This is a genomic window from Streptomyces sp. NPDC052301 (genome assembly GCF_044593395.1).
Classification (GTDB): domain Bacteria; phylum Actinomycetota; class Actinomycetes; order Streptomycetales; family Streptomycetaceae; genus Streptomyces.
This window is the reverse complement of sequence record NZ_JBIUBE010000001.1, coordinates 747,295-773,924: the sequence shown is the minus strand read 5'-3', so window position 1 is coordinate 773,924 and position 26,630 is coordinate 747,295. Positions and strand designations below refer to the sequence as shown.

General features: G+C 72.7%; 24 protein-coding genes and 2 pseudogenes. 13 read left to right on the top strand and 13 right to left on the bottom strand.

All coding sequences use genetic code 11. From position 1 onward, the window contains the following. Positions 1 to 52: 52 nt before the first annotated feature. The 3 genes and pseudogenes from ACIHEJ_RS03295 to ACIHEJ_RS03285 all read right to left on the bottom strand — a co-directional run. Positions 53 to 163, bottom strand: a pseudogene (locus ACIHEJ_RS03295) (acetyl-CoA acetyltransferase); the annotation flags it as partial. Beyond that, positions 160 to 804, bottom strand: coding sequence for a CoA transferase subunit B (locus tag ACIHEJ_RS03290; RefSeq protein WP_400131625.1), 645 nt, complete (start codon positions 802 to 804; stop codon positions 160 to 162). The gene ACIHEJ_RS03290 and the pseudogene ACIHEJ_RS03295, both read right to left, overlap by 4 nt. Continuing rightward, positions 801 to 1,559: a CoA transferase subunit A gene (locus tag ACIHEJ_RS03285; protein ID WP_400131623.1), complete on the bottom strand. Its 759-nt coding sequence runs from the start codon at positions 1,557 to 1,559 to the stop codon at positions 801 to 803. The genes ACIHEJ_RS03290 and ACIHEJ_RS03285 overlap by 4 nt, the downstream gene beginning before the upstream one ends. Positions 1,560 to 1,741: 182 nt before the next feature. Between ACIHEJ_RS03285 and ACIHEJ_RS03280 the strand changes: the two genes are divergently transcribed. After that, positions 1,742 to 2,209, top strand: coding sequence for a MarR family winged helix-turn-helix transcriptional regulator (locus tag ACIHEJ_RS03280; protein ID WP_400131621.1), 468 nt, complete (start codon positions 1,742 to 1,744; stop codon positions 2,207 to 2,209). Between the two features lie 24 nt (positions 2,210 to 2,233). On the opposite strand, the pseudogene ACIHEJ_RS03275 reads toward ACIHEJ_RS03280, so the two are convergent. After that, positions 2,234 to 3,221, bottom strand: a pseudogene (locus ACIHEJ_RS03275) (DUF3048 domain-containing protein). Positions 3,222 to 3,519: 298 nt separating this feature from the next. Between ACIHEJ_RS03275 and ACIHEJ_RS03270 the strand changes: the two are divergent. Further along, positions 3,520 to 4,710, top strand: a complete 1,191-nt coding sequence (locus ACIHEJ_RS03270; RefSeq protein WP_400131619.1) for a zinc-dependent alcohol dehydrogenase — start codon at positions 3,520 to 3,522, stop codon at positions 4,708 to 4,710. Positions 4,711 to 4,744: 34 nt separating this feature from the next. Here the strand turns inward: ACIHEJ_RS03270 and ACIHEJ_RS03265 are convergent, their stop codons facing one another. After that, on the bottom strand, positions 4,745 to 5,821 hold the full coding sequence (locus ACIHEJ_RS03265; protein WP_400131617.1) for an ATP-dependent DNA ligase: 1,077 nt from the start codon (positions 5,819 to 5,821) through the stop codon (positions 4,745 to 4,747). Positions 5,822 to 5,895: 74 nt separating this feature from the next. On the opposite strand from ACIHEJ_RS03265, the gene ligD reads away from it, so the two are divergent. Next, positions 5,896 to 6,915 (top strand): non-homologous end-joining DNA ligase, encoded by a 1,020-nt coding sequence (gene ligD / locus ACIHEJ_RS03260; protein WP_400131615.1) that lies wholly within the window; start codon positions 5,896 to 5,898, stop codon positions 6,913 to 6,915. Between the two features lie 188 nt (positions 6,916 to 7,103). Continuing rightward, a complete protein-coding gene (locus ACIHEJ_RS03255) occupies positions 7,104 to 8,228 on the top strand; it encodes a LacI family DNA-binding transcriptional regulator (protein ID WP_400131613.1) in 1,125 nt (374 codons plus the stop codon). Positions 8,229 to 8,325: 97 nt separating this feature from the next. Here the strand turns inward: ACIHEJ_RS03255 and ACIHEJ_RS03250 are convergent, their stop codons facing one another. Next, complete coding sequence (locus tag ACIHEJ_RS03250; protein WP_400131611.1) at positions 8,326 to 9,120, bottom strand: VOC family protein; 795 nt, start codon at positions 9,118 to 9,120, stop codon at positions 8,326 to 8,328. A gap of 269 nt (positions 9,121 to 9,389) precedes the next feature. Here ACIHEJ_RS03250 and ACIHEJ_RS03245 point away from each other — a divergent pair, with 269 nt between their 5' ends. Then, on the top strand, positions 9,390 to 9,635 hold the full coding sequence (locus tag ACIHEJ_RS03245; RefSeq protein WP_400131609.1) for a WhiB family transcriptional regulator: 246 nt from the start codon (positions 9,390 to 9,392) through the stop codon (positions 9,633 to 9,635). A gap of 19 nt (positions 9,636 to 9,654) precedes the next feature. Here the strand turns inward: ACIHEJ_RS03245 and ACIHEJ_RS03240 are convergent, their stop codons facing one another. The 3 genes from ACIHEJ_RS03240 to ACIHEJ_RS03230 all read right to left on the bottom strand — a co-directional run bounded on the left by ACIHEJ_RS03240 (position 9,655) and on the right by ACIHEJ_RS03230 (position 13,423). After that, positions 9,655 to 10,629: an acyl-ACP desaturase gene (locus ACIHEJ_RS03240; RefSeq protein ID WP_400131608.1), complete on the bottom strand. Its 975-nt coding sequence runs from the start codon at positions 10,627 to 10,629 to the stop codon at positions 9,655 to 9,657. Between the two features lie 239 nt (positions 10,630 to 10,868). Next, a complete protein-coding gene (ddaH, locus tag ACIHEJ_RS03235; protein WP_400131606.1) occupies positions 10,869 to 11,645 on the bottom strand; it encodes a dimethylargininase in 777 nt (258 codons plus the stop codon). Between the two features lie 152 nt (positions 11,646 to 11,797). Continuing rightward, positions 11,798 to 13,423, bottom strand: a complete 1,626-nt coding sequence (locus ACIHEJ_RS03230; RefSeq protein WP_400131604.1) for an ABC-F family ATP-binding cassette domain-containing protein — start codon at positions 13,421 to 13,423, stop codon at positions 11,798 to 11,800. 501 nt (positions 13,424 to 13,924) lie between these two features. Here ACIHEJ_RS03230 and ACIHEJ_RS03225 point away from each other — a divergent pair. Continuing rightward, positions 13,925 to 14,557, top strand: coding sequence for an isocitrate lyase/phosphoenolpyruvate mutase family protein (locus ACIHEJ_RS03225; protein WP_400131602.1), 633 nt, complete (start codon positions 13,925 to 13,927; stop codon positions 14,555 to 14,557). Positions 14,558 to 14,599: 42 nt separating this feature from the next. Here the strand turns inward: ACIHEJ_RS03225 and ACIHEJ_RS03220 are convergent, their stop codons facing one another. After that, positions 14,600 to 15,016: an SsgA family sporulation/cell division regulator gene (locus ACIHEJ_RS03220; protein WP_400131600.1), complete on the bottom strand. Its 417-nt coding sequence runs from the start codon at positions 15,014 to 15,016 to the stop codon at positions 14,600 to 14,602. Between the two features lie 245 nt (positions 15,017 to 15,261). Here ACIHEJ_RS03220 and ACIHEJ_RS03215 point away from each other — a divergent pair, with 245 nt between their 5' ends. Together ACIHEJ_RS03215 and ACIHEJ_RS03210 are read left to right on the top strand one after the other, a co-directional pair. Then, positions 15,262 to 16,377: a WD40/YVTN/BNR-like repeat-containing protein gene (locus tag ACIHEJ_RS03215; RefSeq protein WP_400131598.1), complete on the top strand. Its 1,116-nt coding sequence runs from the start codon at positions 15,262 to 15,264 to the stop codon at positions 16,375 to 16,377. Positions 16,378 to 16,443: 66 nt separating this feature from the next. After that, positions 16,444 to 16,782, top strand: a complete 339-nt coding sequence (locus ACIHEJ_RS03210) for a plasmid stabilization protein (protein ID WP_400131596.1) — start codon at positions 16,444 to 16,446, stop codon at positions 16,780 to 16,782. Positions 16,783 to 16,840: 58 nt separating this feature from the next. On the opposite strand, the gene ACIHEJ_RS03205 is transcribed toward ACIHEJ_RS03210, so the two are convergent. Next, entirely contained in the window at positions 16,841 to 17,137 is a 297-nt protein-coding gene (locus ACIHEJ_RS03205; RefSeq protein WP_400131594.1) for a YciI family protein, read from the bottom strand. 58 nt (positions 17,138 to 17,195) lie between these two features. Between ACIHEJ_RS03205 and ACIHEJ_RS03200 the strand changes: the two genes are divergently transcribed. Beyond that, positions 17,196 to 17,939 carry an endonuclease V gene (locus tag ACIHEJ_RS03200; protein WP_400131593.1) on the top strand — a complete coding sequence of 248 codons (744 nt, stop codon included), beginning with the start codon at positions 17,196 to 17,198 and terminating at the stop codon, positions 17,937 to 17,939. A gap of 113 nt (positions 17,940 to 18,052) precedes the next feature. On the opposite strand, the gene ACIHEJ_RS03195 is transcribed toward ACIHEJ_RS03200, so the two are convergent. After that, positions 18,053 to 19,231: a saccharopine dehydrogenase family protein gene (locus ACIHEJ_RS03195; RefSeq protein WP_400131591.1), complete on the bottom strand. Its 1,179-nt coding sequence runs from the start codon at positions 19,229 to 19,231 to the stop codon at positions 18,053 to 18,055. Positions 19,232 to 19,541: 310 nt separating this feature from the next. Here ACIHEJ_RS03195 and ACIHEJ_RS03190 point away from each other — a divergent pair, with 310 nt between their 5' ends. From ACIHEJ_RS03190 to ACIHEJ_RS03180, 3 genes are read left to right on the top strand one after another with little or no spacing between them, the layout of a single operon-like run. After that, the gene (locus ACIHEJ_RS03190; RefSeq protein ID WP_400131589.1) at positions 19,542 to 20,702 is read left to right on the top strand and encodes a CaiB/BaiF CoA transferase family protein; all 1,161 of its coding nucleotides are present in this window, start codon (positions 19,542 to 19,544) and stop codon (positions 20,700 to 20,702) included. A 43-nt stretch (positions 20,703 to 20,745) separates the two neighbouring features. Next, complete coding sequence (locus ACIHEJ_RS03185; RefSeq protein ID WP_400131587.1) at positions 20,746 to 21,960, top strand: acetyl-CoA C-acetyltransferase; 1,215 nt, start codon at positions 20,746 to 20,748, stop codon at positions 21,958 to 21,960. Between the two features lie 41 nt (positions 21,961 to 22,001). Next, positions 22,002 to 24,185, top strand: coding sequence for a 3-hydroxyacyl-CoA dehydrogenase NAD-binding domain-containing protein (locus tag ACIHEJ_RS03180; protein ID WP_400131585.1), 2,184 nt, complete (start codon positions 22,002 to 22,004; stop codon positions 24,183 to 24,185). On the opposite strand, the gene ACIHEJ_RS03175 is transcribed toward ACIHEJ_RS03180, so the two are convergent. Next, complete coding sequence (locus tag ACIHEJ_RS03175; RefSeq protein WP_400131583.1) at positions 24,171 to 24,899, bottom strand: MerR family transcriptional regulator; 729 nt, start codon at positions 24,897 to 24,899, stop codon at positions 24,171 to 24,173. The two genes, ACIHEJ_RS03180 and ACIHEJ_RS03175, sit on opposite strands and share 15 nt — an antisense overlap. A gap of 236 nt (positions 24,900 to 25,135) precedes the next feature. Here ACIHEJ_RS03175 and ACIHEJ_RS03170 point away from each other — a divergent pair, with 236 nt between their 5' ends. Continuing rightward, positions 25,136 to 26,605 carry an amino acid permease gene (locus tag ACIHEJ_RS03170; RefSeq protein ID WP_400131581.1) on the top strand — a complete coding sequence of 490 codons (1,470 nt, stop codon included), beginning with the start codon at positions 25,136 to 25,138 and terminating at the stop codon, positions 26,603 to 26,605. Positions 26,606 to 26,630 lie beyond the last annotated feature (25 nt).

Below are 26,630 nucleotides of genomic sequence, written 5' to 3'. Positions count from 1 at the left end.
CTTGGTGTCAGCGTTCGAGGACGAGGGCGAGGCCCTGGCCCACGCCGACGCAGAGGGTGGCGATCGCGTGGGCGGCCAGGTCGTCGGGCCGCACCGCGGGCAGCCCGCCGTTGTAGCGGCCGATCGGGGTGCGGACCGCGTCGACGACGTAGACGTCCCTCATGACAGGCCCTCCGTGAGGATCAGTTCGGCCTCGGTCCGTGCGGCGATCTCCGCGGCGGACACGCCCGGCGCGCACTCGACCAGGCGCAGGCCGTCATCGGTGACGTCCAGGACGCCGAGATCGGTGATGATCCGGTTCACACACGCCGTGCCGGTCAGCGGCAGGGTGCACTCCTTCAGGATCTTCGGGGAGCCGTCCTTCGCGGTGTGGGTCATCACCACGATCACCCGGCGGGCGCCGTGGACGAGGTCCATCGCGCCGCCGATCCCGGTGACCAGCTTGCCGGGCACCGCCCAGTTGGCCAGGTCCCCGCCGGCGGAGACCTGCATCGCGCCGAGCACGGCCACGTCGATGTGCCCGCCGCGGATCATCGCGAACGACAGCGCCGAGTCGAAGAAGGAGGCGCCGGGAAGGACCGTCACGGTCTCCTTGCCGGCATTGATCAGGTCGGGATCGACCCGGTCGTCGGTGGGGTACGGGCCGGTGCCGAGGATGCCGTTCTCGGACTCCAGCACCACCTCGACGCCCTCGGGCAGATGGTTCGGGATGAGCGTCGGCAGGCCGATGCCCAGGTTGACGTACTGGCCGTCGCGCAGTTCGCGTGCCGCGCGGGCGGCCGTCTCCTCGCGTGTCCAGGTCATCGGCTGCTCACCGTCCGCCGCTCGATCCGCTTGTCCGCCGCCTGCTCCGGGCCGAGGGCGACCACCCGCTGGACGAAGATCCCCGGCAGGTGCACCGCGTCCGGGTCGATCGCGCCGGGCTCGACCAGCTCCTCGACCTCCGCGATCGTGATCTTGCCTGCCATCGCGGCGAGAGGGTTGAAGTTCCGGGTGGACTTGTTGAACACCAGATTTCCGTGCGGGTCGCCCTTGGCCGCCCGGACCAGGGCGTAGTCGGTGCGGATGCCGCGCTCGAGCACGTACTCGGTGCCGTCGAACTCCCGCACCTCCTTGGGCGGCGAGGCCAGCGCGACCCCGCCCGAGCCGTCGTACCGCCAGGGCAGCCCGCCGTCGGCGACCTGCGTACCCACCCCGGCCGGGGTGTAGAAGGCGGGGATCCCGGCGCCGCCCGCGCGCAGCCGCTCCGCGAGGGTGCCCTGCGGGATCAGCTCCACCTCCAGCTCACCGGCCAGGTACTGACGGGCGAACTCCTTGTTGGCGCCGATGTAGGAGCCGGTCACCCGGGCGATCCGCCCGGCCGCCAGCAACACCGCGAGCCCCGACTCCATCGCCCCGCAGTTGTTCGACACCACGCTCAGGCCGCCGACCCTGCGCTCGTACAGCGCCTGGATCAGAACGTTCGGCACACCGCTCAGTCCGAATCCGCCGACGGCGAGCGAGGCGCCGTCCGGCACGTCCGCCACCGCCTCCAGGGCCGTGGCGACCACCTTGTCCATCCGTGAAGCCCCATCTCTCGAAATTAATCAGGGCACTGAGTATTCCAGCGAGGTGTTCATCACGCTGCCACTGCGGATGGAAAGCGTCAAGAGCTCTACTTTTGTACGACACCGGGTGCCGGACGGCCGCGCCGACAGCGCGTATCGTTCAGTACACCAACGAATCGATCAGGGGAGCGCACATGGCCGCGGCGGACCTCAGCACCCATCCCGGGCATCTGGCCCGGCGGCTGCAGCAGGCGCACTACCTGCTGTGGAACACGATGGTCTCGGAGGAGATCACCTCGCCGCAGTTCGCCGTGCTGAACGCGCTCGTCGCCGAGCCGGGCCTCGACCAGCGGACCGTGGGGGAGCGGGTGGGGCTGGACCGTTCGACCATCGCCGAGGTCATCAGCAGGCTCGGCCGGCGCGGGCTGCTGCACAAGGTGCGCGACCCGCAGGACGGCCGGCGCTTCCTGCTCCGCCTCACCGACGACGGCCTGCGCACCCACCGCAGGCTGACCGTGCGCACCGCCCGGATGAACCAGGTCTTCCTCGCCCCGCTGTCCGCGGAGGAGCAGACCGTGTTCTTCGACCTGATCCGCCGGGTCGCGGACGCGGCCGAGGACCTGCGCAACCCCGGCGAGCCGGCGGCGGCCCGGCAGGGCTGAGCGGTCCTGACGCGAGGCGCCGGGTCAGGAGGGGGCCTCGGCGAAGACGACCCACACCTGACCGGCGGCGAAGTTCAGCGGGCCGCCGTCCGCCGCCGTGAACGTCGTCCCGTCCGTCGCGGCCGGCCGTGACCAGGAGGCGTCGAAGGACCGTCCGTCGCGCAGCACCCGCGCCCGTCCCGAGCCGACCGTCTCGGTGTACGGCGTCGGGTTGCCGAGCACGTCGTGGTACCGGGACGTCCGGACCGTCACGTACTGCACCACGACCGTCGCCGGCGCCATCCGTCCCCCGTCGGTGGTCACCGTCGGGACGCCGTCCATGGCGACCAGCCAGCCGTGCCGCGCGGCGGACCAGGTGAAGGTGAAGCGGGCGGCCGGGTAGCGGACGGTGCGCGAGGCCGTCGGGGCGCCGCCGGACGGGGCGGGGCCGTAGCGGAAGCCCGTCGTCAGGGCCCCCCGGCCCGGGGCGGAGGGCAGCAGCCGGGCCGGGTGCAGATAGAGGTTGTGCGGTGCGGCCCTGCCCGGGGCCCGGTGGTAGGCGTCCGGCCCGGTCGGCGGACTCCGGCCGCAGCGGCGCCCGGTCGATCAGCGGCAGCAGCTTGTGCTGGGCACCGGAGAAGGCGAGAGTCGGCCGGTCGAACTGGCGCAGCAGCTCCAGATCGGACTCGCGGGCACTGCGCACCGGTCCGACGGTCTTCGGCAGGGTGGTCGCGTACACCGCCATCAGCCGGCTCAGACCACCCTCCACCTGTTCCGCGTAGACCACGTCCGCCGCGCCGAGCCCCGTCTGCGGGCGGGCCGCGGGCACATTGTCGATCTTCACGGCGAGCGGTGAACCGGCCGGTGCCACGGAGCGGCTCGGGGCCGCGGTCGCCGCCGGTGCACGGGTGGGTGCCCGGCCCTGGTCGTCGCGGCCGTGGTGGGTGCAGCCCGCCGTGAGGGAGGCGGTCAGCGTGGCGGCCAGTACGGCCGCCGTCAGCGCCGCGCGGCGCGTGCGCGCTCCGTGTTCCATGCCCACCGTCCCCGTCCCGCCCCTGTGATCTGATTGTGCGCTCATCGGGTCGTCGCCCGCCATATCCGGTCACTTCCGGTCGTGCGTCGGCGGGAGGGCGCGAGGACGCGGGCCCAGGGATCGGCACGTGGGCGGGAGGAGCCTTCGGCGCGGGGCCCGCGCACCGGCGCGAAACCGTGGGCGGGGTTCGGTGCAGGGGGACACGGGTACCCGGCCGCCACCCCCGGACAGGGCGCAGACACCGCAGACCGGACGCGCCGGGGAACCGGCGCGCACGCGACCAAGGGAGTGCGACCCCATGAAGGCAGTCACCTGGCAGGGCAAGCGGGACGTACGGGTGGAGGATGTGCCCGACCCGCGGATCGAGGAGCCCACCGACGCCGTCATCCGCATCACGTCCACCGGACTGTGCGGCTCGGACCTGCATCTGTACGAGGTGCTCACACCGTTCATGACCCCCGGCGACATCCTCGGACACGAACCGATGGGCATCGTCGAGGAGGTCGGCCCTGGGGTGCCGGACCTCGCGGTCGGGGACCGGGTCGTGGTGCCGTTCCAGATCGCCTGCGGCAGCTGCTGGATGTGCCTGACCGGGCTGCCCACCCAGTGCGAGACCACGCAGGTCACCGGGGAGCACATGGGTGCCGCCCTGTTCGGCTACACCCGCCTGTACGGCTCCGTCCCCGGCGCCCAGGCCGAGTATCTGCGCGTGCCGCAGGCCCAGTTCGGGCCGATCAAGGTGCCCGAGGGGCCGCCGGACGACCGTTTCCTCTATCTCTCCGACGTCCTGCCCACCGCCTGGCAGGCGGTGGAGTACGCCGCGGTCCCGCGCGGCGGCACCCTCGCCGTCCTCGGCCTCGGCCCGATCGGCGACATGGCCTGCCGGATCGCTCTCGCCCGGGGCGCCGAGCAGGTGTTCGGCGTCGACCTGGTGCCCGAGCGGCTCGCCCGGGCGAACCGGCGGGGCGTGCGGACGTACGACCTGAGGGCCTTCGACGACGAGAAGGCGCTGGTCCACGCGATCCACGACGAGACCGGCGGCCGGGGCCCGGACGCCGTGATCGACGCGGTCGGCACCGAGGCGCACGGCAGCGCCGCCGCCAAGCTCGCCCAGACGGCCACCGGGATGCTGCCCCGCAAGCTCAGCGGGCCGCTCGCCGAACGCTTCAGCGTCGACCGGCTCTCCGCCCTCCACATGGCCGTCGACCTGGTCCGGCGCGGCGGCACCATCTCGCTCAGCGGCGTCTACGGCGGCATGGCCGACCCGATGCCCATGCTGACCCTGTTCGACAAGCAGATCCAGCTGCGCATGGGACAGGCCAACGTCCGCCGGTGGACCGACGAGATCATGCCCTACCTCACGGAGGAGGACCCGCTCGGCGTCGACGACTTCGCCACGCACCGGCTGCCGCTCGCCGACGCGCCGCACGCCTACGAGATGTTCCAGCGCAAGCAGGACGGCGCCGTCAAGGTCCTCATGCAGCCGTAGTCCCTTGCAGGGGCAGGTCCTCCCGCAATCTCGGTCAGGTCCGGTCCCTCTCACCGAGGATCTCCGCCAGGTCGTAGCGCACCGGCTCCTCCAGCTGGGCATAGGTGCAGCTCTCCGGCGTGCGGTCCGGGCGCCAGCGGCGGAAGCGGGCCGTGTGCCGGAACCGCTGCCCGTTCTCCATGTGGTCGTACGCCACCTCCGCCACCCGGTCGGGCCGCAGCGGCACCCAGGACAGGTCCTTCTTGCCCGACCAGCGACTCGGCGCGCCGGGCAGCCGGGCCGTCTCATGGGCGGCCTCGTCCGACCAGGCGGCCCACGGGTGCCCGGCCACGTCGTCCATCCGCAGCGGCTGAAGCTCCTCGACCAGCTCGGCCCGCCTCTTCATGGCGAACGCGGCCGACACGCCCACGTGCTGGAGCCGGCCGTGCTCGTCGTACAGGCCCAGCAGCAGCGAGCCCACCACCGGGCCGCTCTTGTGGAAGCGGTACCCGGCCACGACGACGTCCGCCGTCCGCTCGTGCTTGATCTTGAACATGGCCCGCTCGTCCTGCCGGTAGCGCAGGGTGAGCGGCTTGGCGACGACCCCGTCGAGACCGGCGCCCTCGTACTGCTCGAACCACTGCAGCGCCACGTCGAGCTCCGTCGTCGCGGGCGCCACGTGCACGGGCGGTGTCGCGTCGGCGAGCGCCCGTTCCAGCAGGGCCCGGCGGTCGGTCAACGGCACCTCGAGCAGCGACTCGTCGTCCAGCGCGAGCACGTCGAAGGCGACGAAGGAGGCCGGGGTCCTCTCCGCCAGCATCCGCACCCGGGAGGCGGCCGGATGGATCCGCTCGGTCAGCGCGTCGAAGTCCAGATGGCCCTCCCGCGCGATGACGATCTCCCCGTCCAGCACGCACCGCTCGGGCACCCGCTCCTTCAGCGCCGCCACCAGCTCGGGGAAGTACCTGGTCAGCGGCTTTCCGGTACGGCTGCCCAGCTCGACCTCGGCCCCGTCCCGGAACACGATCGAGCGGAACCCGTCCCACTTCGCCTCGTAGTGCATCCCCGGCGGGATCTTCGCGACCGACTTGGCGAGCATGGGCTTCACGGGCGGCATGACAGGCAGATCCATGGGACCGATTCTGCTCGTGCACCTCCCCCTTCGCCCGGTGTGCGAGGTATGCGGGGTGCGCCTACCGTGGCCGCATGGGTGATGCGGTGGAACTGGACGTGGGCGGCCGGACCGTACGGCTGTCCAGCCCGGACAAGATCTTCTTCCCGGAGCGAGGTTTCACCAAGCTGGACCTCGCGCGGTACTACGCCGCCGTCGGCCCCGGCATCCTGCGCGCCCTGCGCGACCGCCCCACCACCCTGGAGCGCTACCCGGACGGGGTCGGCGGCGAGTGGTTCTTCCAGAAGCGGGCCCCGAAGGGCATGCCCGACTGGATCCCGACCGCGCACATCACCTTCCCCAGCGGCCGCAGCGCCGACGAGATGTGCCCCACCGAGCAGGCGGCCGTGGTGTGGGCCGCCCAGTACGGCACGCTCACCTTCCACCCCTGGCCGGTGCGCGCCACGGACGTCGACCACCCCGACGAACTCCGCATCGACCTCGACCCGCAGCCCGGCACCGACTACGCCGACGCCGTCCGCGCCGCCCACGAACTGCGCGCCGTCCTCGAGGAGTTCGGCGGGCTGCGCGGCTGGCCGAAGACCTCCGGCGGCCGTGGCCTGCACGTCTTCGTCCCCATCGAACCGCGCTGGACCTTCACCCAGGTGCGCCGCGCCGCGATCGCGGTCGGCCGGGAGATGGAACGCCGCATGCCCGAGCACGTGACCATCAAGTGGTGGAAGGAGGAGCGGGGGAGCCGCATCTTCCTGGATTACAATCAGACGGCCCGCGACCGCACCATCGCCTCCGCCTACTCCGTACGGCCCCACCCGCACGCCCCCGTCTCGGCGCCGCTGCGCTGGGACGAGGTCGGCGTGGCCCGTCCCCGCGACTTCGACCTCGCCACCATGCCGGCCCGCTTCGCCGAACTCGGCGACGTGCACGCCGACATGGACGACCACGCCTACTCCCTGGAGGCCCTGCTGGAGCTGGCCCGCCAGGACGAGCACGACCACGGGCTGGGCGATCTGCCGTACCCGCCGGAGTATCCGAAGATGCCCGGCGAACCGAAGCGGGTCCAGCCGAGCCGGGCCCGACGCGAACCGACGTCCTGAGGCCCTCACGGGGAGGCGAGAGGGCGGCGGGCCGGCCCTGGGCGTCCCCCGGTCCGTGGTTCCCGGCCGCCACTGATCACAGCTCCGGCACGGCACTGACAACGGCCCCCGCGGCGGGGGATCATGCGGGGGTCGTCCCGGTCCAGGCCCGGTTATCCTGACCGGCAGCCGCCGAGGAGGAGGCCGAAGTGACCGAGGCAGTGTCGCGTCCGACGCTGGAGGCCGTGGCCGCGCGGGCCGGGGTGTCCCGGGCCACCGTGTCCCGGGTGGTCAACGGCGGGGACGGGGTCCGGGAGCCGCTGGCCGAGCGGGTCCGGCAGGCCGTGGAGGAGCTGGGCTACGTCCCCAACCAGGCGGCGCGCAGCCTCGTCACCAAGCGGCACGACGCCGTCGCGGTGGTCATCGCCGAGCCGGAGAGCCGGGTGTTCGCCGACCCCTTCTTCGCCCTCCAACTGCGCGGCATCAGCAAGGAGCTGACCGCCCACGACAACCAACTGGTGCTGCTGCTCACCGAGGGCCGCGACGATCACGCGCGCGTGGCCCGCTACCTGGCCGGGGGCCATGTCGACGGCGCGCTCGTCTTCTCGCTGCACCTGGACGACCCGCTGCCCGGTCTCATCCAGGACGCCGGTGTGCCCACCGTGTTCGGCGGGCGGCCCGGCTGGGGCGAGAACGGCGGGGCGCCCGGCGCCGCACGGCCGGCAGCCGCGGGGCCGCACCGGGGCGTGGTGTACGTCGACTGCGACAACCGGGGCGGGGCCCGGGCCGCCGTACGTCACCTCGTGGGCCTCGGCCGCCGACGCGTCGCCCACATCACCGGTGCCCTGGACCAGACCTCGGCCGTGGACCGGCTCGACGGCTACCGGGACGTGATGACCGAGGCGCTGGGCGGGGGCGATCCCCGGCTGGTCGTGGAGAGCGACTTCACCCCGGCCGGCGGTGAACGCGCCATGCGGGAACTCCTGGACCGCTGCCCCGACGTGGACGCCGTGTTCGCCGCGAACGACCTGACCGCGCTGGGTGCGCTGCGCGTGCTGCGCGAGAGCGGCCGACGGGTGCCCGACGACGTGGCCGTGATCGGCTTCGACGACATGGTGCCGCTCGCCGAGCAGACGGATCCGCCGCTGACGACGGTCCGTCAGGAGATAGAGGAGATGGGCCGGTTGATGGCCCGCCTCCTCCTGAGCGGCCGGTCCACCGCCCGCGACCGCACGCAAGCCGTGCGGACCCCGTCGCCCGCGCCGGCCACCTCGAAGGCTCCGGCCACCGACGTCATCCTCCCGACGACCCTGATACGCCGCGCGTCCGCCTAGGGCCTGACCGACGATTCGCGCCGCCGCTCGGACAGCCATGGCCGCTCCGCCCGTCCGGTCCGCCCGGCAGCCCCGGCCACCGCCCGGCGCGGCAGCCCTACGCGGCCTCCGGGGACTCGCTCTTGATGACCGCGAAGCGCACGCCGTACGGGTCGGCGAGCCTGGCGATGCGGCCCACGCCCGCCAAGGTCGTCGCGGGCATGCGGACCGTCCCGCCGAGTCGCCGCGCCTTCTCGACCACGGTGTCGGTGTTCTCGACCTCGAAGTACGGCAGCCAGTACGGGCCGCCCTCCACCTCGGCGGGTGCGTCGGCCAACGGCACCATCCCGCCGAACGCGGCGTCGTCACCGGCACCGGACGGGTTGACGCAGGTGTACGTCCCGCCGGGGAAGGGCACGCCGGAGGTCTCCAGGCCGAGCGCCTGGTGGTAGAAGGCCGCGGCCGCCGCGATGTCCGGCGTGTACAGCTCGACCCAGCACAGCGCGCCCGGCTCGCCCGCCACGTCCACGCCCTTGGTCGTCCCGGGCTGCCAGATCCCGAACTTCACGCCCGCCTGGTCGGCGAGGACCGCCATGTGCCCCTTTCCCATCACGTCCAGCGGCCCGAACAGCACCCTGCCGTGGGCCTGTTCGACCGCCTTGGCGGTGGCCTGCGCGTCCTCGCTCCGGAAGTACACCGTCCAGGACGGCGGTCCCTGCTCGGGGCCGGCCTGGGAACCGCCCGCGACGGTCCTGCCGTCCAGCTGGAAGAAGCCGTAGCCGCCGGCGTCCGGCCCCGCCGACTGGAACTGCCAGCCGAAGAGACCGCCGTAGAAGGAGAGGGCGCCGTCGATGTCGGGGGTGGTGACGTCGATCCAGTTCGGGGCGCCGGTGACGAAACGGGTGGTGAGCATCTTCGCCCTCCTCGGAAGGGGTCCCGTCCTCTGCACTGCCGAGTCTGGCACCCCCCACCGACAATCGCCGCCGGAGTACCGCGACGCGCCGGCCCCGTCCGCGCTCACCCTCGGTGACCCGGCGCGTTCACCCGGTTCTCGTCCCCTCCCGCGCGCCGCCGTGCACGAGCGCGGTCCCGGGGAGCATCATCGGGGCGGCCGGAGGCCCCGAGGGTGCCGTTGACCGGGCGTTGATCGAACGTTTTTCGCCGCGCGGCACGATCCTGGCCATGCACTTCGAGACGATCACCCCGGCCGACGACGCCTGGCAGGCGCAGGCCCTGTGCGCGCAGACCGGGCCGGACTTCTTCTTCCCCGACCCCGGCAGCTCGGTGCGCGAGGCCAAGCGCATCTGCGCCATGTGCGAGCTGCGCCCGGCCTGCCTGGAGTACGCGCTGGCCAACGACGAGCGTTTCGGCGTCTGGGGCGGGCTCTCCGAGAAGGAGCGCCTCGCCCTGCGGCGCGCCTCCCGCTGAGCCCGCGCGCCTGCGCCGGTCAGCCGGCGGCGCGGGCCGCCATCCGCGTCTTCCGGGCGGCCAGCTTCTCGTCGAACTTCCTGGCCTCCGCGTCCAGCCCGCCCAGGAACAGGCCCAGTTCCTCCTGCGCCTGACGGCCCTCGGGGCCGAGACCGTCGATCTCCATGATCTTCAGGAAGCGCAGCACCGGCTGCAGCACGTCGTCGTGGTGGATGCGCAGGTTGTACACCTCACCGATCGCCATCTGCGCGGCGGCCCGCTCGAACCCGGGGATGCCGTGACCCGGCATGCGGAAGTCCACCACGACGTCCCGGACCGCCTGCATGGTCAGGTCGGGGGCGAGCTCGAAGGCGGCCTTCAGCAGGTTGCGGTAGAAGACCATGTGCAGGTTCTCGTCGGTCGCGATGCGGGCCAGCATGCGGTCGCAGACCGGGTCGCCGGACTGGTGGCCGGTGTTGCGGTGGGAGATGCGGGTGGCCAGCTCCTGGAAGGCGACGTAGGCGACGGAGTGCAGCATCGAGTGCCGGTTGTCGGACTCGAAGCCCTCGCTCATGTGCGCCATGCGGAACTGCTCCAGCTTGTCCGGGTCCACCGCGCGCGAGGTGAGCAGATAGTCGCGCATCACGATGCCGTGCCGGCCCTCCTCGGCCGTCCAGCGGTGCACCCAGGTGCCCCAGGCGCCGTCGCGGCCGAAGAGCGAGGCGATCTCGTGGTGGTAGCTCGGCAGGTTGTCTTCGGTGAGCAGATTGACCACGAGGGCGATGCGGCCGATCTCCGTCACCTTGGACTGGTCCTTCTCCCACGCCTGTCCGTCGTCGAACAGACCGGGGAAGTTGCGGCCGTCGCTCCACGGCACGTACTCGTGCGGCATCCAGTCCTTGGCGACCGTCAGATGGCGGTTCAGCTCCTTCTCGACCACTTCCTCCAGCGCGTAGAGCAGCCGCGCGTCGGTCCAGGCGGACGGGCTGCCGAGGTGAGGGGAAGTGATCGTCACGGGAACTCCAGGGGGACGCCGAACAGATGGGGGAGTGAAGGGACGGTCCGGCGAGCGGTGCCGGAAAACCTACGTGATCGTAGGCTACGAAGCCGTAGGTTACGAAGCCGTAGGTTAAGGCCGTCGTAAAGATCCCTGATCAGCGTGCGGGCAGGGCTTTCCGACCGTGCCTGTCGGCCCTGCGGGACGGCCCCGGGACCCGCAGGTCCCAGGGCCGTAGGAGTGACAGATTCACCCGATCAGGCGTACAGCTGCCGCAGGCGTACCGAGAGACATGTCACACAGCCCTCGAGCTTCTCGAACTCGCTGATGTCGACCGTGACCACCTCGTGCCCGAGGTCGGTCAGCAGGTCCGCCGTCTTCGGGGCGCTCGCCGCCATCAGCAGTCTGTGGCCGCCGAGCAGCACCACGTGCGCGCCGGACTCCTCCGGCACCGACAGGAAGCCCGGGAACAGCGACGGCCGGTCCACCTTCGGGATGTGCCCGATCACGGTGCCGTCGGGCAGCGCGGTCACCGCCGACTTCAGGTGCAGCACCTTGCTCACCGGTACGGCGACCACGCGCGCGCCCAGCGGCTCGAACGCCGCCCGCAACTGCTGCACGCCGGCCGCGTTGGTGCGCCCGCCACGGCCGACGTACACCGTGTCGCCGACCTTCAGGACGTCGCCGCCGTCCAGCGTGCCCGGCTCCCATATCCAGTTGACCGAGCAGCCCAGGCGGGCCACCGCCTCCTCGACCCCCGCGGTCTCGCCCCGCCGGGACTCGGCGCCGGGACGGGTGATCAGCGCCACGTTCCGGTACATGACGACGGTGTCCTCGACGAACACCGCGTCCGGGCAGTCGTCCTCGGGGTCGACCTCGACCGTCTCCCAGCCGTGGGTGCGCAGGGCCTCGACGTAGGCCTCCCACTGCTCGCCGGCGAGCCCGACATCGACCTTCTCCCGCTCGATGTGCGTCACCAGGCCTTCGGCGAGGCGGGGACCGGGGCGGCGGACGAGGGCCTTCTTGCTGGGCACGAGGGACCTTTCGAATCGTTGGTGCGGACCGGTGCCGGTGACACGGCACCGGTCCGCCATCATGCAGGGCGCTCCGTCCCGGACAAAACCCTCGTCCTCAGGCTGTGCCCCTCCTGAGACGTGCACGCGGGCCGTGCGAGCCCCGCCGGTCCTCAAGCGGACCGGCCCAGCTCCTCCGGTGTGGTGTCCGTCAGTTCTCCCTCCTCCATCAGCAGCCAGCGGGTGATACCGATCGACTCCAGGAACGGCAGGTCGTGGCTGGCCACCAGCAGCGCGCCCTCGTACGACGCCAGCGCCGAGGTCAACTGCCGCACGCTCGCCATGTCCAGGTTGTTGGTCGGCTCGTCGAGCAGCAGCAGCTGGGGCGCCGGTTCGGCGAGCATCAGCGCGGCCAGGGCCGCCCGGAACCGTTCGCCACCCGACAGGGTCGCCGCCTTCTGGTCGGCCCGCGCTCCCCGGAACAGGAAGCGGGCCAGGCGTGCCCGGATCCGGTTGTTGGTGGCACCCGGCGCGAACCGGGCCACGTTCTCGGCGACCGTCAGCTCGTCGTCCAGCACGTCCAGCCGCTGGGGCAGGTAGCGCAGCGGGACGTGTACCCGGACCGCGCCGGCCACCGGCTCCAGCTGACCGGCGACCGTCCGCAGCAGCGTCGTCTTGCCGGCGCCGTTGCGGCCGACCAGCGCGATCCGCTCCGGGCCGCGCAGATCGAGGATCCCCTGCACCCGCGCGCCGTAGGCCGTCACGAGGTTCTCCAGGGTGAGCACCTCCCGGCCGGGCGGTACGGCCGTGTACGGCAGGACGACGCGGATCTCGTCGTCGTCCCGTACGGCCTCCGCCGCCTCGTCGAGGCGTTCCCTGGCCTCGGCGAGCCGCTCCTCGTGCATGATCCGGTGCTTGCCCGCGGATTCCTGCGCCGCGCGTCTGCGGGCGCCCATGACGATCTTCGGTTCGCGCTTCTGCTCGTACATCTTCTGCCCGTACCGCTTGCGGCGGGCCAGTTTGACCTGGGCGTCGGCCAGCTCGCGCTTCTGCTTGCGCACGTCGGCCTCGGCGACGCGCATCATCCGCTCGGCCGCCTCCTGTTCGACGGCCAGGGCCTCCTCGTAGGCGGAGAAGTTGCCGCCGTACCAGGTGACCTCGCCGGAGCGCAGCTCCGCGATCTGGTCGACCAGGTCGAGCAGTTCCCGGTCGTGGCTCACCACGACCAGGACGCCCGGCCAGGCGGAGACGGCCTGGTACAGGCGGCGGCGTGCGTACAGGTCGAGGTTGTTGGTGGGCTCGTCCAGCAGCAGCACGTCGGGACGGCGCAGCAGCAGCGCGGCCAGCCGCAGCAGCACCGACTCGCCGCCGGACACCTCGCCGACGCTGCGGTCCAGGCCGATGTGGCCGAGGCCGAGTTCGCCGAGGGTGACGAGGGCGCGCTCCTCGACGTCCCAGTCGTCACCGAGCGTCTCGAAGTGCTGCTCGGCGGCGTCACCGGCCTCGATGGCGTGCAGCGCGGCCCGCCGCTCCGCGATGCCCAGGGCCTGGTCGACCCGGAGCGCGGTGTCCAGGGTGACGTTCTGCGGGAGGTGGCCGACCTCGCCGGTGACCTTGACGGTGCCGTCGGCCGGTACGAGTTCACCGGCGAGCAGCTTCAACAGGGTGGACTTGCCCGATCCGTTGACGCCGACGAGCCCGGTCCTGCCGGGGCCGAAGGCGATGTCCAGGCCGTCGAGGACGGTGGTGCCGTCGGGCCAGGCGAAGGACAGGGACGTGCAGGTGAGGGAAGATGACATGGAGGCCTCGCAAGGGGTGCGCGTGCGGTCGGTGGGCGCATCTCGAGACACCGCGAGGCGGGAACCGAAGGGTCTGGGCACGAAGAGGCCGGAAAAAAAGAGGGGCCTGTGCCGGAGGACGGCTCGGACGCCGAGGTCGTACGCCGCGCACACCTCACCGGTGCGAACGCGGTGCCTCAGGACCTCAGACGAGCAACGTCCTTCTCCAATCGACGGCAACAGAACCGCTGTACACCGTAGGAGAGCGCCGGAAGGCTGTCAACGCGATTAAAACGGGGGGTGCCCCTCCGGCGGCGCGGCACCCGTCCGCTGCGGCCCCCACGCACATGTCGGATTCCTGTCGGCGTCCGCACCCCGCCCGGTGCTTGGCCGGGCCCGTGACGCATCAGCACCCGCTCCTCGCTCCCGCCCGCGCCTTCCGCGCCCTGCCCGTGCCCGGCCGTCCGCTCGTCCTGCCGAACGCCTGGGACGCGGCCGGTGCCGCGGCCGTCGCGGAGGTCGGTGCCGCGGCCGTCGACCACCAGCGCCGGGCTCGCCCGGGCGCTCGGGGCCGCCGACGGCGACCGGCTCGACCGGGACCGCGCCCTGGAGGCGCTCGCCCGGGTCGCCGCCGCCGTGCGGGCCGTGCTCGCCGCGGGTGCGGTGGGCGTCGACATCGAGGACGCCCGGCACACGGCGCACGGGGAGCCGCTGTGGGCAGCCGAGCAGGCGGAGAGGAACGCGGCCGCCCGCGAGGCCGCGGACGAGGCGGGGGTCCCCCTGCTCGTCGACGCGCGCATCGACACGTTCCTGCGCGGCGCCGGGGGAGTGGACCGCACCCCGGAACGAGCCGCGGCCTCCTGGCCGGGTGCCGACGGGATCTTCGTCCCCGGGGCCGTCGCCCCGGAGACGGTGGGGGGCGCTCGTCGCGGGCATCGACGGGCCCCTCGATGTGATGCCGGCCCCGGCGCGCCCCCGGCCGCGGAGCCGGCCGCCCTCGGCGTCGCCCGGATCAGCGCGGGATCTCGCACTCGCCCAGGCCGCTCACGCCCTGGTCCGCCGCGCCGCGCGGGAGCTGCTCGCGGCGGCACGTACGGGGCGCCGGCCGACGGGTACGACCACGGCGAGCTGAACACCCTCTTCACACGCGCGTAGTTCCCGGCGGGACTCCTCGCGCCGGCACGCGCGCGCAGCGGCTCAGCAGGCGTCGCGGATCAGCTCGGCCAGGTCGTGGTCGAGGTCGAGCTGGAGGTGTTCCAGGCCGACCGGGACAAGACCGTTGGCCGCCTCCAGGAAGTGCCGGATCTCGCCCGAGCGCACATGCACGACCGCGGTGCCCTCGGGGGCGTGGAACTCCAGCACGGTCCGGTCGTAGCCGTACGGCCGCACCCGGACGTCCCCGTGGCCCTCGGGGCCCTGCAGCCCGGCCGCGAGCAGCTCGCGGGAGAAGGTCCAGCACACCTCGACGCCCTCCAGCGTGGCCGGGGCCGGGAAGGTCATGCGGACGGCGAACGGGTCGCGCCGGTCGTAGCGCAGCGTGGCGGGAATGCTCGGCATGCGTGGTGCGGCGGCGACGAGGCGGGCCTCTACGGGCTGCTCGATGACGGTGGACAACGCCTTGCTCCCTCGTGACGGCTGGACTACGTCCGGGTGTGACACCCGGCACTGGATGAGACGACGGAAACGGCCGATGCGTGCACACGGGGAACTAGTGACCTCGGTCACCGCGTTCATGCACACGTTCCCGCGCGGCCTGCGGCCCGTACGTCCGCAGCCGCACGGCCCGCTCCATCTCCCGCGCACACGTGCGTGGTTGGGCCTCTGGACGGCGCCCGGGGCATGGGCTAGCTTCGCCCGCCATGAGGCGCCTGGGGAGCACGCGACGCAGCGGACGGACCGGCCGGAGAGCGGCGGTGGGGGTGGCGTGCGGGGCGGCACTGGCCGCGCTGACGGTGCCGGCGGCCGAGGCCCGGCCGCTCGGCCACCAAAGTGCGCAGGGAGGTGTGCACTGGCGGCCGAAGGACCCCGGCACCCCGCAGGTCCGCTTCCGGGGCCTCGCGGCCGTCGACCGGCACACCGCGTGGCTCGCCGGCACCGCCGGCACGGTGCTGCGCACCACGGACGGCGGCGCGAGCTGGCGGAACGTCTCTCCGCCGGGGGCGGCCGACCTGCAGTTCCGGGACGTGGAGGCGTTCGACGCGCGACGCGCGGTGGTCCTCGCCGTCGGCGAGGGCGAGGCGTCCCGCGTGTACCGCACCGACGACGGCGGGGCGACCTGGACGGAGTCCTTCCGCAACACCGACCCGAAGGCCTTCTACGACTGCCTCGCCTTCTTCGACCGCCGCCACGGCCTCGCGATGAGCGACCCCGTGGACGGCAGGTTCCGCATCCTGGCCACCGGCGACGGCGGCCGGTCCTGGCGGGTGCTGCCCGCCGCCGGCATGCCGCCCGCGCCGGACGGCGAGGCGGGCTTCGCCGCGAGCGGGCAGTGCCTGGTCACCTCGGGCCCGAAGGACGTCTGGCTGGCCACGGGAGGCGCCGCCCACGCGCGCGTGCTGCACTCCGCCGACCGCGGAGCGACCTGGACGGCCGCCGACACGCCGGTCCCGGCCGGCGACCCCGCACGCGGCGTCTTCGCGCTCGCCTTCCGCGACCGCGCCCACGGCCTCGCCGTCGGCGGCGACTACCGCCCGGACCGGTCCTCGCCGCAGGCCGCGGCGGTCACCGCCGACGGCGGCCGCACCTGGAGCCCGGCCGGCACACCGCCGCCCGCCTACCGCTCCGGCGCCGCCTGGCTCCCGCACAGCCGCACCGCCGCGCTCGCCGTCGGCCCCACGGGCACCGATCTGACCACCGACGGCGGCCGCACCTGGCACACGATCGACACCGGTTCCTACGACACCGTGGACTGCACCCCCGACCTGAGCTGCTGGGCGGCCGGCGAACAGGGGAGGGTGGCCCGGCTGGAACGCTGAGGTGTGAGGGCCGTAAGTGCCGTCGCGGTGGGTACTCGTTCCGCACCGCTGAGGAAAGGAGCGATCATGCCAGCCGGTTCCAGCCCCAAGCGCGAGCGTCAGTACGAACACATCAAGAAGAGCGCGCAGGACCGGGGCGAGAGCACCGGGCGCGCCGAGGAGATCGCCGCCCGGACGGTGAACAAGGAACGCGCCCGCTCCGGCGAGTCCGAGAGCGCCAGTCGCAGCTCGACGCAGGACATGTCGTCCGGCAGGCGCGGCGGCCAGCGGTCGGGCAGCCGCGCAGGCTCCCAGGGCCCGACGCGCGACCAGCTGTACAACGAGGCGAAGCAGCGTGGCATCGAAGGCCGTTCACACATGAACAAGGACGAGCTGCAGCGCGCGCTGAACCGCAAGAAGGGCTGAACGCGCGGAGCGCCGCCGCCCCGCACGGACGACGCCGAGCTGAGCTGAGCCCCCGGGCTCAGCTCAGCGTCTGCCGGTGGCGGTCCAGTTCCGGAGCGGTCTTCGTGGCGACGAACTCGGTGACGCGGTACGCGCACACCCCGGCGACGGCGAACGGGTCGCCCGCGACGATCTCCTCGATGCGGGCACGGTCCTCGGCGACGGCCAGGATCACCCCGCCGTCGCGCGGCTCCTTCCGCCCGGAGGCCAGGAAGAAACCTTTCGCGTACTGCTCCTCCAGCCAGCCCACATGGTCCGGCAGCACGGCGTCCACGGCGTCCAGCGGGGCGGTGTAGGTCAGTTCCAGCACGAACATGATCGTGAGCCTACCCCCCGGGCCGCGCGGCCCGCCGGGGGCGTCCATCATGGCCACCATGACGACCGTAGGAGTACCCGCGGGCTGGCCCGCGACGGAGGAGGAGGCCCGCGCCGTGCAGGACGAGCTGCGCGGGCGGGTGGTGCTCGACGAGCCCGGGCCGGTGCCCGGGACCGGGCGGGTGACGGGGGTCGACGTCGCCTACGACGACGCCCTCGACCTCGTCGCCGCGGCGGCCGTCGTGCTGGACGCAGCCACCCTGGACGTCGTGGCGGAGGCGACGGCCGTCGGCCGGGTCTCCTTCCCGTACGTCCCCGGGCTCCTCGCCTTCCGGGAGATCCCCACCGTCCGGGCCGTGCTGGAGACGTTGCCGTGCCCGCCCGGACTGATCGTCTGCGACGGCTACGGGCTGGCCCATCCGCGCCGCTTCGGCCTCGCCAGCCACCTGGGCGTGCTCACCGGCCTGCCGACGATCGGCGTCGCCAAGAACCCGTTCACCTTCCGTCACGACGACCCGGCCGCCGCGCGGGGCAGTTCCGCTCCGCTGCTCGCCGGGAGCGAGGAGGTCGGGCGCGCTCTGCGCACCCGGGACGGCGTCAAGCCGGTCTTCGTCTCCGTCGGGCACCGGGTGAGCCTGGACAACGCCCTCGCGCACACCTTGGCGCTGACACCCGTGTACCGGCTGCCGGAGACCACGCGCCGGGCGGACGCCCTGTGCCGCCGCGCCCTTGCGGAGGCGACGCGGGCCCACGCACGCGCGAAGGCCCGGGACGCGTCGGCGCGCCGGGCGCCGGCCTCCTGACCCGCCGGCTCGCGTACGGCCGGGCCGTCGCGCGGTTCCCGGGCGAGCGCGTGCGGCGGCACGGCAGTGCGGAGGAACCGCAGCCCGGCGGTTCGGCGTGGCCCGGTGGCGTCCTAGCCGCCGGCCGCGACGCGGAAGGTGATGCCGGCGGCGCGCAGCCGGGCCGTGAGGGCGTCGCCCATGGCCTGCGCCGTGGTGACCTGCCCGGCCGTCGGCGGGAGGTCGTCGAAGGCCAGGGACAGGGCCGCCTCCCCGAACATCTTCGCCGTCTCGTCGTAGCCGGGGTCGCCGCCCGCGACCTCCGTGAACACCCGTCGTCCGCCGCCCTCGCCGACGAAACGCACCGAGAAGCTGCTCCTCGCCCGCTTCTGGGCGCTCGGGCCGTCCCCCGGCCTGAGCCGGTCCGACAGCCAGCGCCGGGCGGCCGGCAGCTGGGCCGCCGTCAGCAGCGCGCCGACCGCGGCGATCCCGCCGAGGGCGACCGGCAGGTGCCGCACCGCCGCGTAGTGCCGGTAGCGGAAGTCGGGTCCGTACCGCTGGAGAGCCTTCGCCGAACGGCGCACGATCTGCGGGTCGATGGTCGGCAGCGGCAGCGCCCAGGCACCGACCTCCCCGGCGAACCGCGGCGCGCCCGTCGGCGCGGTGACCCGGCGCTCGATCAGCCGCGGCTCGTGCCGGCCCCGCTCGCGGGCGGCCGCCAGCATCTGCCGTCCCCGGGCGAACTGGTTCAGCGCGGAGGCGAGGGTGCCGCCGGAGAAGGCCGCGTCGGCGGTCACGTACCCGTCCACGGTCAGCGGCACCCCTTCCGGCAGCTGCGCGACCGTGAAGTGCACGCCGAGATCGTGGGGCACGGAGTCGAAGCCGCAGGCGTGCACCAGGCGTGCGCCCGTCTCACGCGCGCGTGCGTCGTGCCGGACGTACATGAGGTCCACGAACTCCGGCTCGCCGGTGAGGTCCAGGTAGTCGGTGCCGGTGTCCGCGCAGGCGGCGACCAGGTCCTCGCCGTAGAGCACGTACGGCCCCACGGTCGTGGCGACCACGCGGGCGTGCTCGGCCAGGGCGTACAGGGAGGCGGGTTCGGCCACGTCGGCCCGCAGCACCCCGATGTCCGCGCCGCCGGGCAGCCGCTCGCGCAGCCGCCGGAGCCTGCGCTCGTCGCGGCCGGCCACCGCCCAGCGAAGGTCCTGCGGCGCGTGCGCGGCCAGATACTCCGCGGTGAGCGTGCCGACGAAGCCCGTGGCTCCGAAGAGCACGAGGTCATAGGGGCGATCCGCCCTTTTTAGCCTGCTCATGACACCCCTTGGTCGTGCCGGACGCGCCGCTGTCGGTGGCTGAGGCTAGCGTGAGCAGTGCGCAGCGATGACGACCAGCCCCCGGAGGCAGCGGTGGCCGTGGCCAGGAACGCCCTCACGACCGGCACGCGCGCCCCTCCCTGCGCCGATCCATCCCGTGGCGCATCCGCCTCTCACTCCTTCGGGTGATGCGCGCGCACTCGGGCACTTGGCTAAGCGCTTGCTCGTTCAGGTCTTGTGCCCGGTGGAGCGTGTTCTTAGCATCACCGGTGTTACATCAGTTGTGTCACACGCTTTGGGGGCTGGACGCATGACGACGGCACGGACACCCGGCACGCCGGGCAGCGGCCCGCTCTCCGGCGTGCGCGTGGTGGAACTGGCCGGCATCGGGCCGGGGCCCTTCGCCGCCATGCTGCTGGCCGACCTCGGCGCGGACGTGGTCCGGGTGGACCGCCCGGGCGGCCCGGGGCTCGGCATCGACCCGGAGCACGACGTCACCAACCGCAACAAGCGCTCGATCGTGGTCGACCTGAAGACACCGGACGGCCCCGCGCGCGTGCTCGACCTGGCCGCCCGCGCCGACATCCTCGTCGAGGGCTACCGCCCCGGCGTCGCCGAGCGCCTCGGCGTCGGGCCCCGGGACTGCCACGCCCGCAACCCCCGCCTGGTCTACGGCCGCATGACCGGCTGGGGCCAGGACGGCCCGCTCGCCCCCCGCGCGGGCCACGACGTGGCCTACATCGCGCTCACCGGCGCCCTCGGCATGATCGGCCGCCCGGACGAGCCCCCGGCCGTCCCCGCCAACCTCCTCGGCGACTACGCGGGCGGCTCCCTCTACCTGGTCGTCGGCGTCCTCGCCGCCCTGCACCACGCGCGCGCGACCGGCACCGGACAGGTCGTCGACGCCGCCATCGTCGACGGCACGGCGCACCTGTCCGCGATGATCCACGGCATGCTCGCGGCCGGCGGCTGGCAGGACCGGCGCGCCGCCAACCTGCTGGACGGCGGCTGCCCCTTCTACGGCACCTACGAGACCGCCGACGGCCGGTACATGGCGGTCGGTGCCCTGGAGGGCCAGTTCTACGAGGAGTTCCTGCGCCTGCTCGGCCTGGCCGACCTGGCACCGGCCCGCGCGGACCCGACCCGCTGGGACGAACTGCGCGAAGGCATCGCCGCCCGCTTCAAGTCCCGCACCCGCGACGAGTGGACCGCCGTCTTCGAGGGCTCGGACGCCTGCGTGGCACCGGTGCTGTCCCTGAGCGAGGCCCCGCACCACCCGCACCTCGCCGCCCGCGGCACCTTCACCGACCACGGAGGCATCACCCAGCCCGCCCCCGCCCCCCGCTTCTCCGCCACCCCCACCACCGTCCGCAGCGGCCCGGCCCGGCCGGGCGCGGACACGGCCGCGGTGGCGCGGGACTGGGGCATACCAGCACTCGTGAGCGACGACCCGGTCACCGACGCCGGCTGAGCCCGCCCACCCCGCTCGGCCCACCCTCCCGAAAGGCACATCAGTGAGCACCGAAGCGTACGTGTACGACGCGATCCGCACCCCGCGCGGCCGCGGCAAGGCCGACGGCGCCCTGCACGGCACCAAGCCCATCGACCTGGTCGTCGGCCTCATCCACGAGATCCGCGACCGCTTCCCCGGTCTCGACCCGGCCGCGATCGACGACATCGTGCTCGGCGTCGTCGGCCCGGTCGGCGACCAGGGGTCCGACATCGCGCGGATCGCGGCCGTCGCCGCCGGACTGCCGGACACGGTCGCGGGCGTCCAGGAGAACCGCTTCTGTGCCTCGGGCCTCGAAGCGGTCAACATGGCCGCGATGAAGGTCCGCTCCGGCTGGGAGGACCTCGTCCTCGCGGGCGGTGTCGAGTCCATGTCCCGGGTCCCGATGGCCTCCGACGGCGGCGCCTGGTTCAACGACCCGATGACCAACCTCCAGGTCGACTTCGTGCCGCAGGGCATCGGCGCCGACCTGATCGCCACCGTCGAGGGCTTCACCCGCCGCGACGTGGACGAGTACGCCGCCCTCTCCCAGGAGCGCGCCGCCACCGCCTGGAAGGAGGGCCGATTCGCCCGCTCGGTGGTCCCCGTCAAGGACCGCAGCGGCCTGGTCGTCCTCGACCACGACGAGCACCCGCGCCCCGGCACCACCGCGGACTCCCTCGCCAAGCTGAAGCCCTCGTTCGCGGACATCGGTGAACTCGGCGGCTTCGACGCGGTCGCGCTGCAGAAGTACCACTGGGTGGAGAAGATCGACCACGTCCACCACGCGGGCAACTCCTCCGGCATCGTCGACGGCGCCTCGCTCGTCGCCATCGGCTCCAAGGAGGTCGGCGAGCGCTACGGCCTCACCCCGCGCGCGCGGATCGTCTCCGCCGCCGTCTCCGGCTCCGAGCCCACCATCATGCTCACCGGGCCCGCCCCCGCGACCCGCAAGGCGCTCGCCAAGGCGGGCCTCACCATCGACGACATCGACCTGGTCGAGATCAACGAGGCGTTCGCCGCGGTCGTGCTGCGCTTCGTGAAGGACATGGGCCTGTCCCTGGACAAGGTCAACGTCAACGGCGGCGCCATCGCCCTCGGTCACCCCCTCGGCGCGACCGGCGCGATGATCCTCGGCACCCTCGTGGACGAACTCGAGCGCCAGGACAAGCGGTACGGCCTCGCCACCCTCTGCGTGGGCGGCGGCATGGGCATCGCCACGATCATCGAGCGCATCTGAACTCCCTGCGGAACCAAGCGACTTCAACGGAGACGACTGTCATGACCGAGAGCACCACCATCCGCTGGGAGCAGGACGGCACCGGTGTCGTCACCCTCGTCCTGGACGACCCCGACCAGTCCGCGAACACCATGAACCAGGCGTTCCGCGACTCCCTCGCCGCGATCACCGACCGGCTGGAGGCCGAGCAGGACTCCGTCCGGGGCATCATCTTCACCTCGGCGAAGAAGACCTTCTTCGCGGGCGGCGACCTGCGCGACCTGATCCGGGTCACGCCCGAGACCGCGCAGGACCTGTTCGACGGCGGCCTCGCCATCAAGCGCAACCTGCGCCGCATCGAGACCCTGGGCAAGCCGGTCGTCGCGGCGATCAACGGCGCCGCCCTCGGCGGCGGTTTCGAGCTGGCCCTCGCCTGCCACCACCGGGTGGCCCTCGACACCTCCGGCACGAAGATCGGCTGCCCGGAAGTCACCCTCGGCCTGCTCCCCGGCGGCGGCGGAGTCGTCCGCACCGTACGGCTGCTCGGCATCGCGGACGCGCTGCTGAAGGTGCTCCTCCAGGGGCAGCAGTACAACGCGCGGCGGGCCCAGGAGAACGGCCTGGTCCACGAGGTCGCCGCCACGCCGGAGGAACTGCTCGCCAGGGCCCGCGCCTTCATCGACGCCAACCCCGAGTCCCGGCAGCCCTGGGACCAGCCCGGCTACAAGATCCCCGGCGGCACCCCCGCCAACCCCAAGTTCGCGGCCAACCTGCCGGCCTTCCCGGCCACCCTGCGCAAGCAGACGAACGGCGCGCCCTACCCGGCCCCCCGCAACATCCTCGCCGCGGCCGTCGAGGGCGCGCAGGTGGACTTCGAGACCGCCCAGGTCATCGAGGCCCGCTACTTCGTGGAGCTGGCCGCAGGCCAGACCTCGAAGAACATGATCCAGGCCTTCTTCTTCGACCTGCAGGCCGTCAACTCCGGCGCCAACCGCCCCCGGGGCATCGAGCCCCGCCGGGTCCGCAAGGTCGCCGTCCTCGGCGCCGGCATGATGGGCGCGGGCATCGCCTACTCCTGCGCCCGCGCCGGCATCGACGTCGTCCTGAAGGACGTCGCCCTGGAGGCGGCCGTCAAGGGCAAGGGCTACTCCGAGAAGCTGTGCGCCAAGGCCGTCGCCAAGGGCCGCACCAGCCAGGAGAAGGCCGACGCGCTGCTCGCCCGGATCACCCCCACCGCCGACGTGGCCGACCTCGCCGGCTGCGACGCGGTGATCGAGGCCGTGTTCGAGGACACCTCGCTCAAGCACAAGGTGTTCCAGGAGATCGAGTCCGTCGTCGCCCCCGACGCGCTGCTGTGCTCCAACACCTCCACCCTGCCCATCACCACCCTCGCCGAGGGCGTGGAGCGTCAGGGCGACTTCATCGGACTGCACTTCTTCTCCCCGGTCGACAAGATGCCGCTGGTCGAGATCATCAAGGGCGAGCGCACCGGCGACGAGGCCCTCGCCCGGGCCTTCGACCTGGTCCGGCAGATCAACAAGACGCCGATCGTCGTCAACGACTCGCGCGGCTTCTTCACCTCCCGCGTGATCGGCCACTTCATCAACGAGGGCGTCGCGATGGTCGGCGAGGGGCTGGAGCCGGCCTCCGTGGAGCAGGCCGCCGCCCAGGCCGGCTACCCGGCCAAGGTGCTCTCCCTCATGGACGAGCTGACCCTCACCCTGCCGCGCAAGATCCGGGGCGAGACCAGGCGGGCCGTGGAGGAGGCGGGCGGCACCTGGACCGCGCACCCGGCGGAGGCGGTCGTCGACCGCATGGTCGACGAGTTCGGCCGCCCCGGCCGCAGCGGCGGCGCCGGCTTCTACGAGTACACCGAGGACGGCAGGCGGGCCGGCCTCTGGCCGGGCCTGCGCGAGCACTTCACCCGGCCCGGGTACGAGATCCCGTTCCGGGACATGCAGGAGCGGATGCTCTTCTCCGAGGCGCTCGACACCGTTCGCCTGCTCGAGGAGGGCGTCCTGACCTCCGTCGCCGACGCCAACATCGGCTCGATCCTCGGCATCGGCTTCCCCGGCTGGACCGGCGGGGTCCTGCAGTACATCAACGGCTACGAGGGCGGCCTGCCCGGTTTCGTGGCCCGCGCGCGGGAGCTCGCCGAGGCCTACGGCGAGCGGTTCACCCCGCCCGCGCTGCTCGTGGAAAAGGCCGGGAAGGGGGAGCCGTTCGCCGACTCAGTCCGTCACTGAGCCGGGCCCGGCCGGTTCGGGCCGGGTGACCCAGCCGCCCAGCTCCTCGCGCAGCGACCGCTGGAACGTCGTCAGCAGCGCCTGCACCACCAACGGGTGCATGTGCGCCGACAGGGACTTCACGTCCCGGGCGTCACGCTCCGCCACCTCGCCGCGGAAGACCTGGGAGAGTTCGTGAGCCGCGGCGCGCGAGTGCTCGATGAGCACCTTGCGCGCCGCGAGGATCGCCTCGTGCGACAGCGGCACGTCGAGCAGCTGCACGCCGAGCCGGAGCAGCCCGGAGTCGACACGGAAGGTGTCCTCCGCCGACTCCGTGATCACGTTCATCGCCGTCAGCCGCTCCAGGTCCTCGGCGGCGAGAGACCGTCCCGCCCGCCGCTCCAGCTCCCGCCGCGACACCGTGTCCACCGCGTCCGGCGCCCAGCTGGCGACCACCGCGCGGTGAATGGCCAGGTCGTGCGGGGTGAGATCGGGCGGCAGCTGCCGCAGGTACCGCTCGATCGCCGCCAGCGTCATGCCCTGCTGCTGCAGTTCCTCGATGAGGGCCAGCCGTGCCACGTGGTCCGGCCCGTAGTGCCCCACGCGGCGCGGGCCGATCACCGGCGGCGGCAGCAGACCCCTGCTGCCGTAGAAACGCACGGTGCGGACCGAGACACCCGCGCGGGCGGCGAGCTCGTCGACGGTGAGGGGCGTGTCCCCGGCATCGGTCGTCATGTGCAGCAGTATCGCTGTCTCACCAGTGGTGTGAAACCCGCGGTGAACGATGCGTGGACCCTGAGTGGATCATGTGAGAAGCAACGCTCTGTGACCTGGGCCACCGCGTACCGGCGGTTCTCTCTGGGAAGCTGCTGCCTTGGTCTGTACCGCGACTCACCAAGGGTGGTGCGGGCCGATCCCTGCACGACCCCCGGACCCACGAGGCCCGGGCGCACCAGGAAGTGGAACCACCCGTGAGCAGCAAGGACACCGTGGAAACGGTGCAGGCCTCCACCCGTCCCGAGGTGGCCCCGACGCCCGCGGACGCGGGCGACGCCGGCTACAGCAAGGACCTCAAGGCCCGCCATGTCAACATGATCGCCATCGGCGGTGCCATCGGTACCGGACTCCTCCTGGGCGCCGGCGGCCGTCTGCACAACGCGGGCCCGGCCCTCGCCCTGGCGTACCTCGTCTGCGGCGTCTTCGCCTTCTTCGTGGTCCGGGCCCTGGGCGAGCTGGTCCTGTACCGCCCGTCCTCCGGGTCCTTCGTGTCGTACGCCCGTGAGTTCCTGGGCGAGAAGGGCGCCTACGTCGCCGGCTGGATGTACTTCCTGAACTGGTCGACGACCGGCATCGCCGACATCACCGCGATCGCTCTCTACACGCACTACTGGTCCATGTTCACCAGCATCCCCCAGTGGGTGCTCGCCCTGATCGCCCTCGCGGTGGTCCTGGCCGTGAACCTGATCTCGGTGAAGATCTTCGGCGAGATGGAGTTCTGGTTCGCGATCATCAAGGTCGCCACCATCGTCGGCTTCATGCTGATCAGCATTTTCCTGCTGGCCACCCAGCACAAGGTCGACGGGCACACCCCCGGTCCGAGCGTCATCAGCGACCACGGCGGCTTCCTCCCGCACGGCGCGATGCCGGTCGTCCTGGTCATGCAGGGCGTGATCTTCGCGTACGCCGCCCTGGAGCTGGTCGGCGTCGCCGCCGGTGAGACCGCCGAGCCGGAGAAGGTCGTCCCGCGCGCCGTGAACTCGATCATGTGGCGTGTGGGCCTGTTCTACGTCGGCTCGGTCGTGCTGCTCGCCCTGCTGCTGCCCGGCTCGGTGTACTCCGCCGACGAGAGCCCGTTCGTCACCGTCCTGTCGAAGATCGGCGTCCCGGCGGCCGGCGACGTGATGAACCTGGTCGTCCTGACCGCCGCCATGTCCTCGCTGAACTCCGGCCTGTACTCCACCGGCCGCATCCTGCGCTCCATGGCCATGGCGGGCTCCGCCCCGAAGTTCACCGCCCGCATGAACCGCAGCCAGGTGCCCTACGGCGGCATCCTGCTGACCTGCGCGGTCTGTGTCCTCGGTGTCGGCCTGAACTACCTGGTGCCCAGCCAGGCCTTCGAGATCGTGCTGAACGTGGCCTCCCTCGGGATCATCAGCACCTGGGTGATCATCATGCTCTGCCACATGATCTTCGTCCGCCGTGCCCGCGCCGGCCTGGCGACCCGGCCGAACTTCCGGCTGAAGTTCAGCCCGGTCACCGAGATCGCGACGATCGTGTTCCTGCTGGTCTGCCTCGGCATGATGTGGAACGACCCCGAGGTCGGCCGGAAGACCATCCTGCTGATCCCGGTGCTCGCCGTCATGCTGGTCGCCGGCTGGTTCGGCGTGCGCCGCCGGGTGGCGCAGAACGCCGGCCGGGAGCTGTCGAAGCCGACGAAGTAGCGGCCCCGGAAAACCCGAGCCGCTG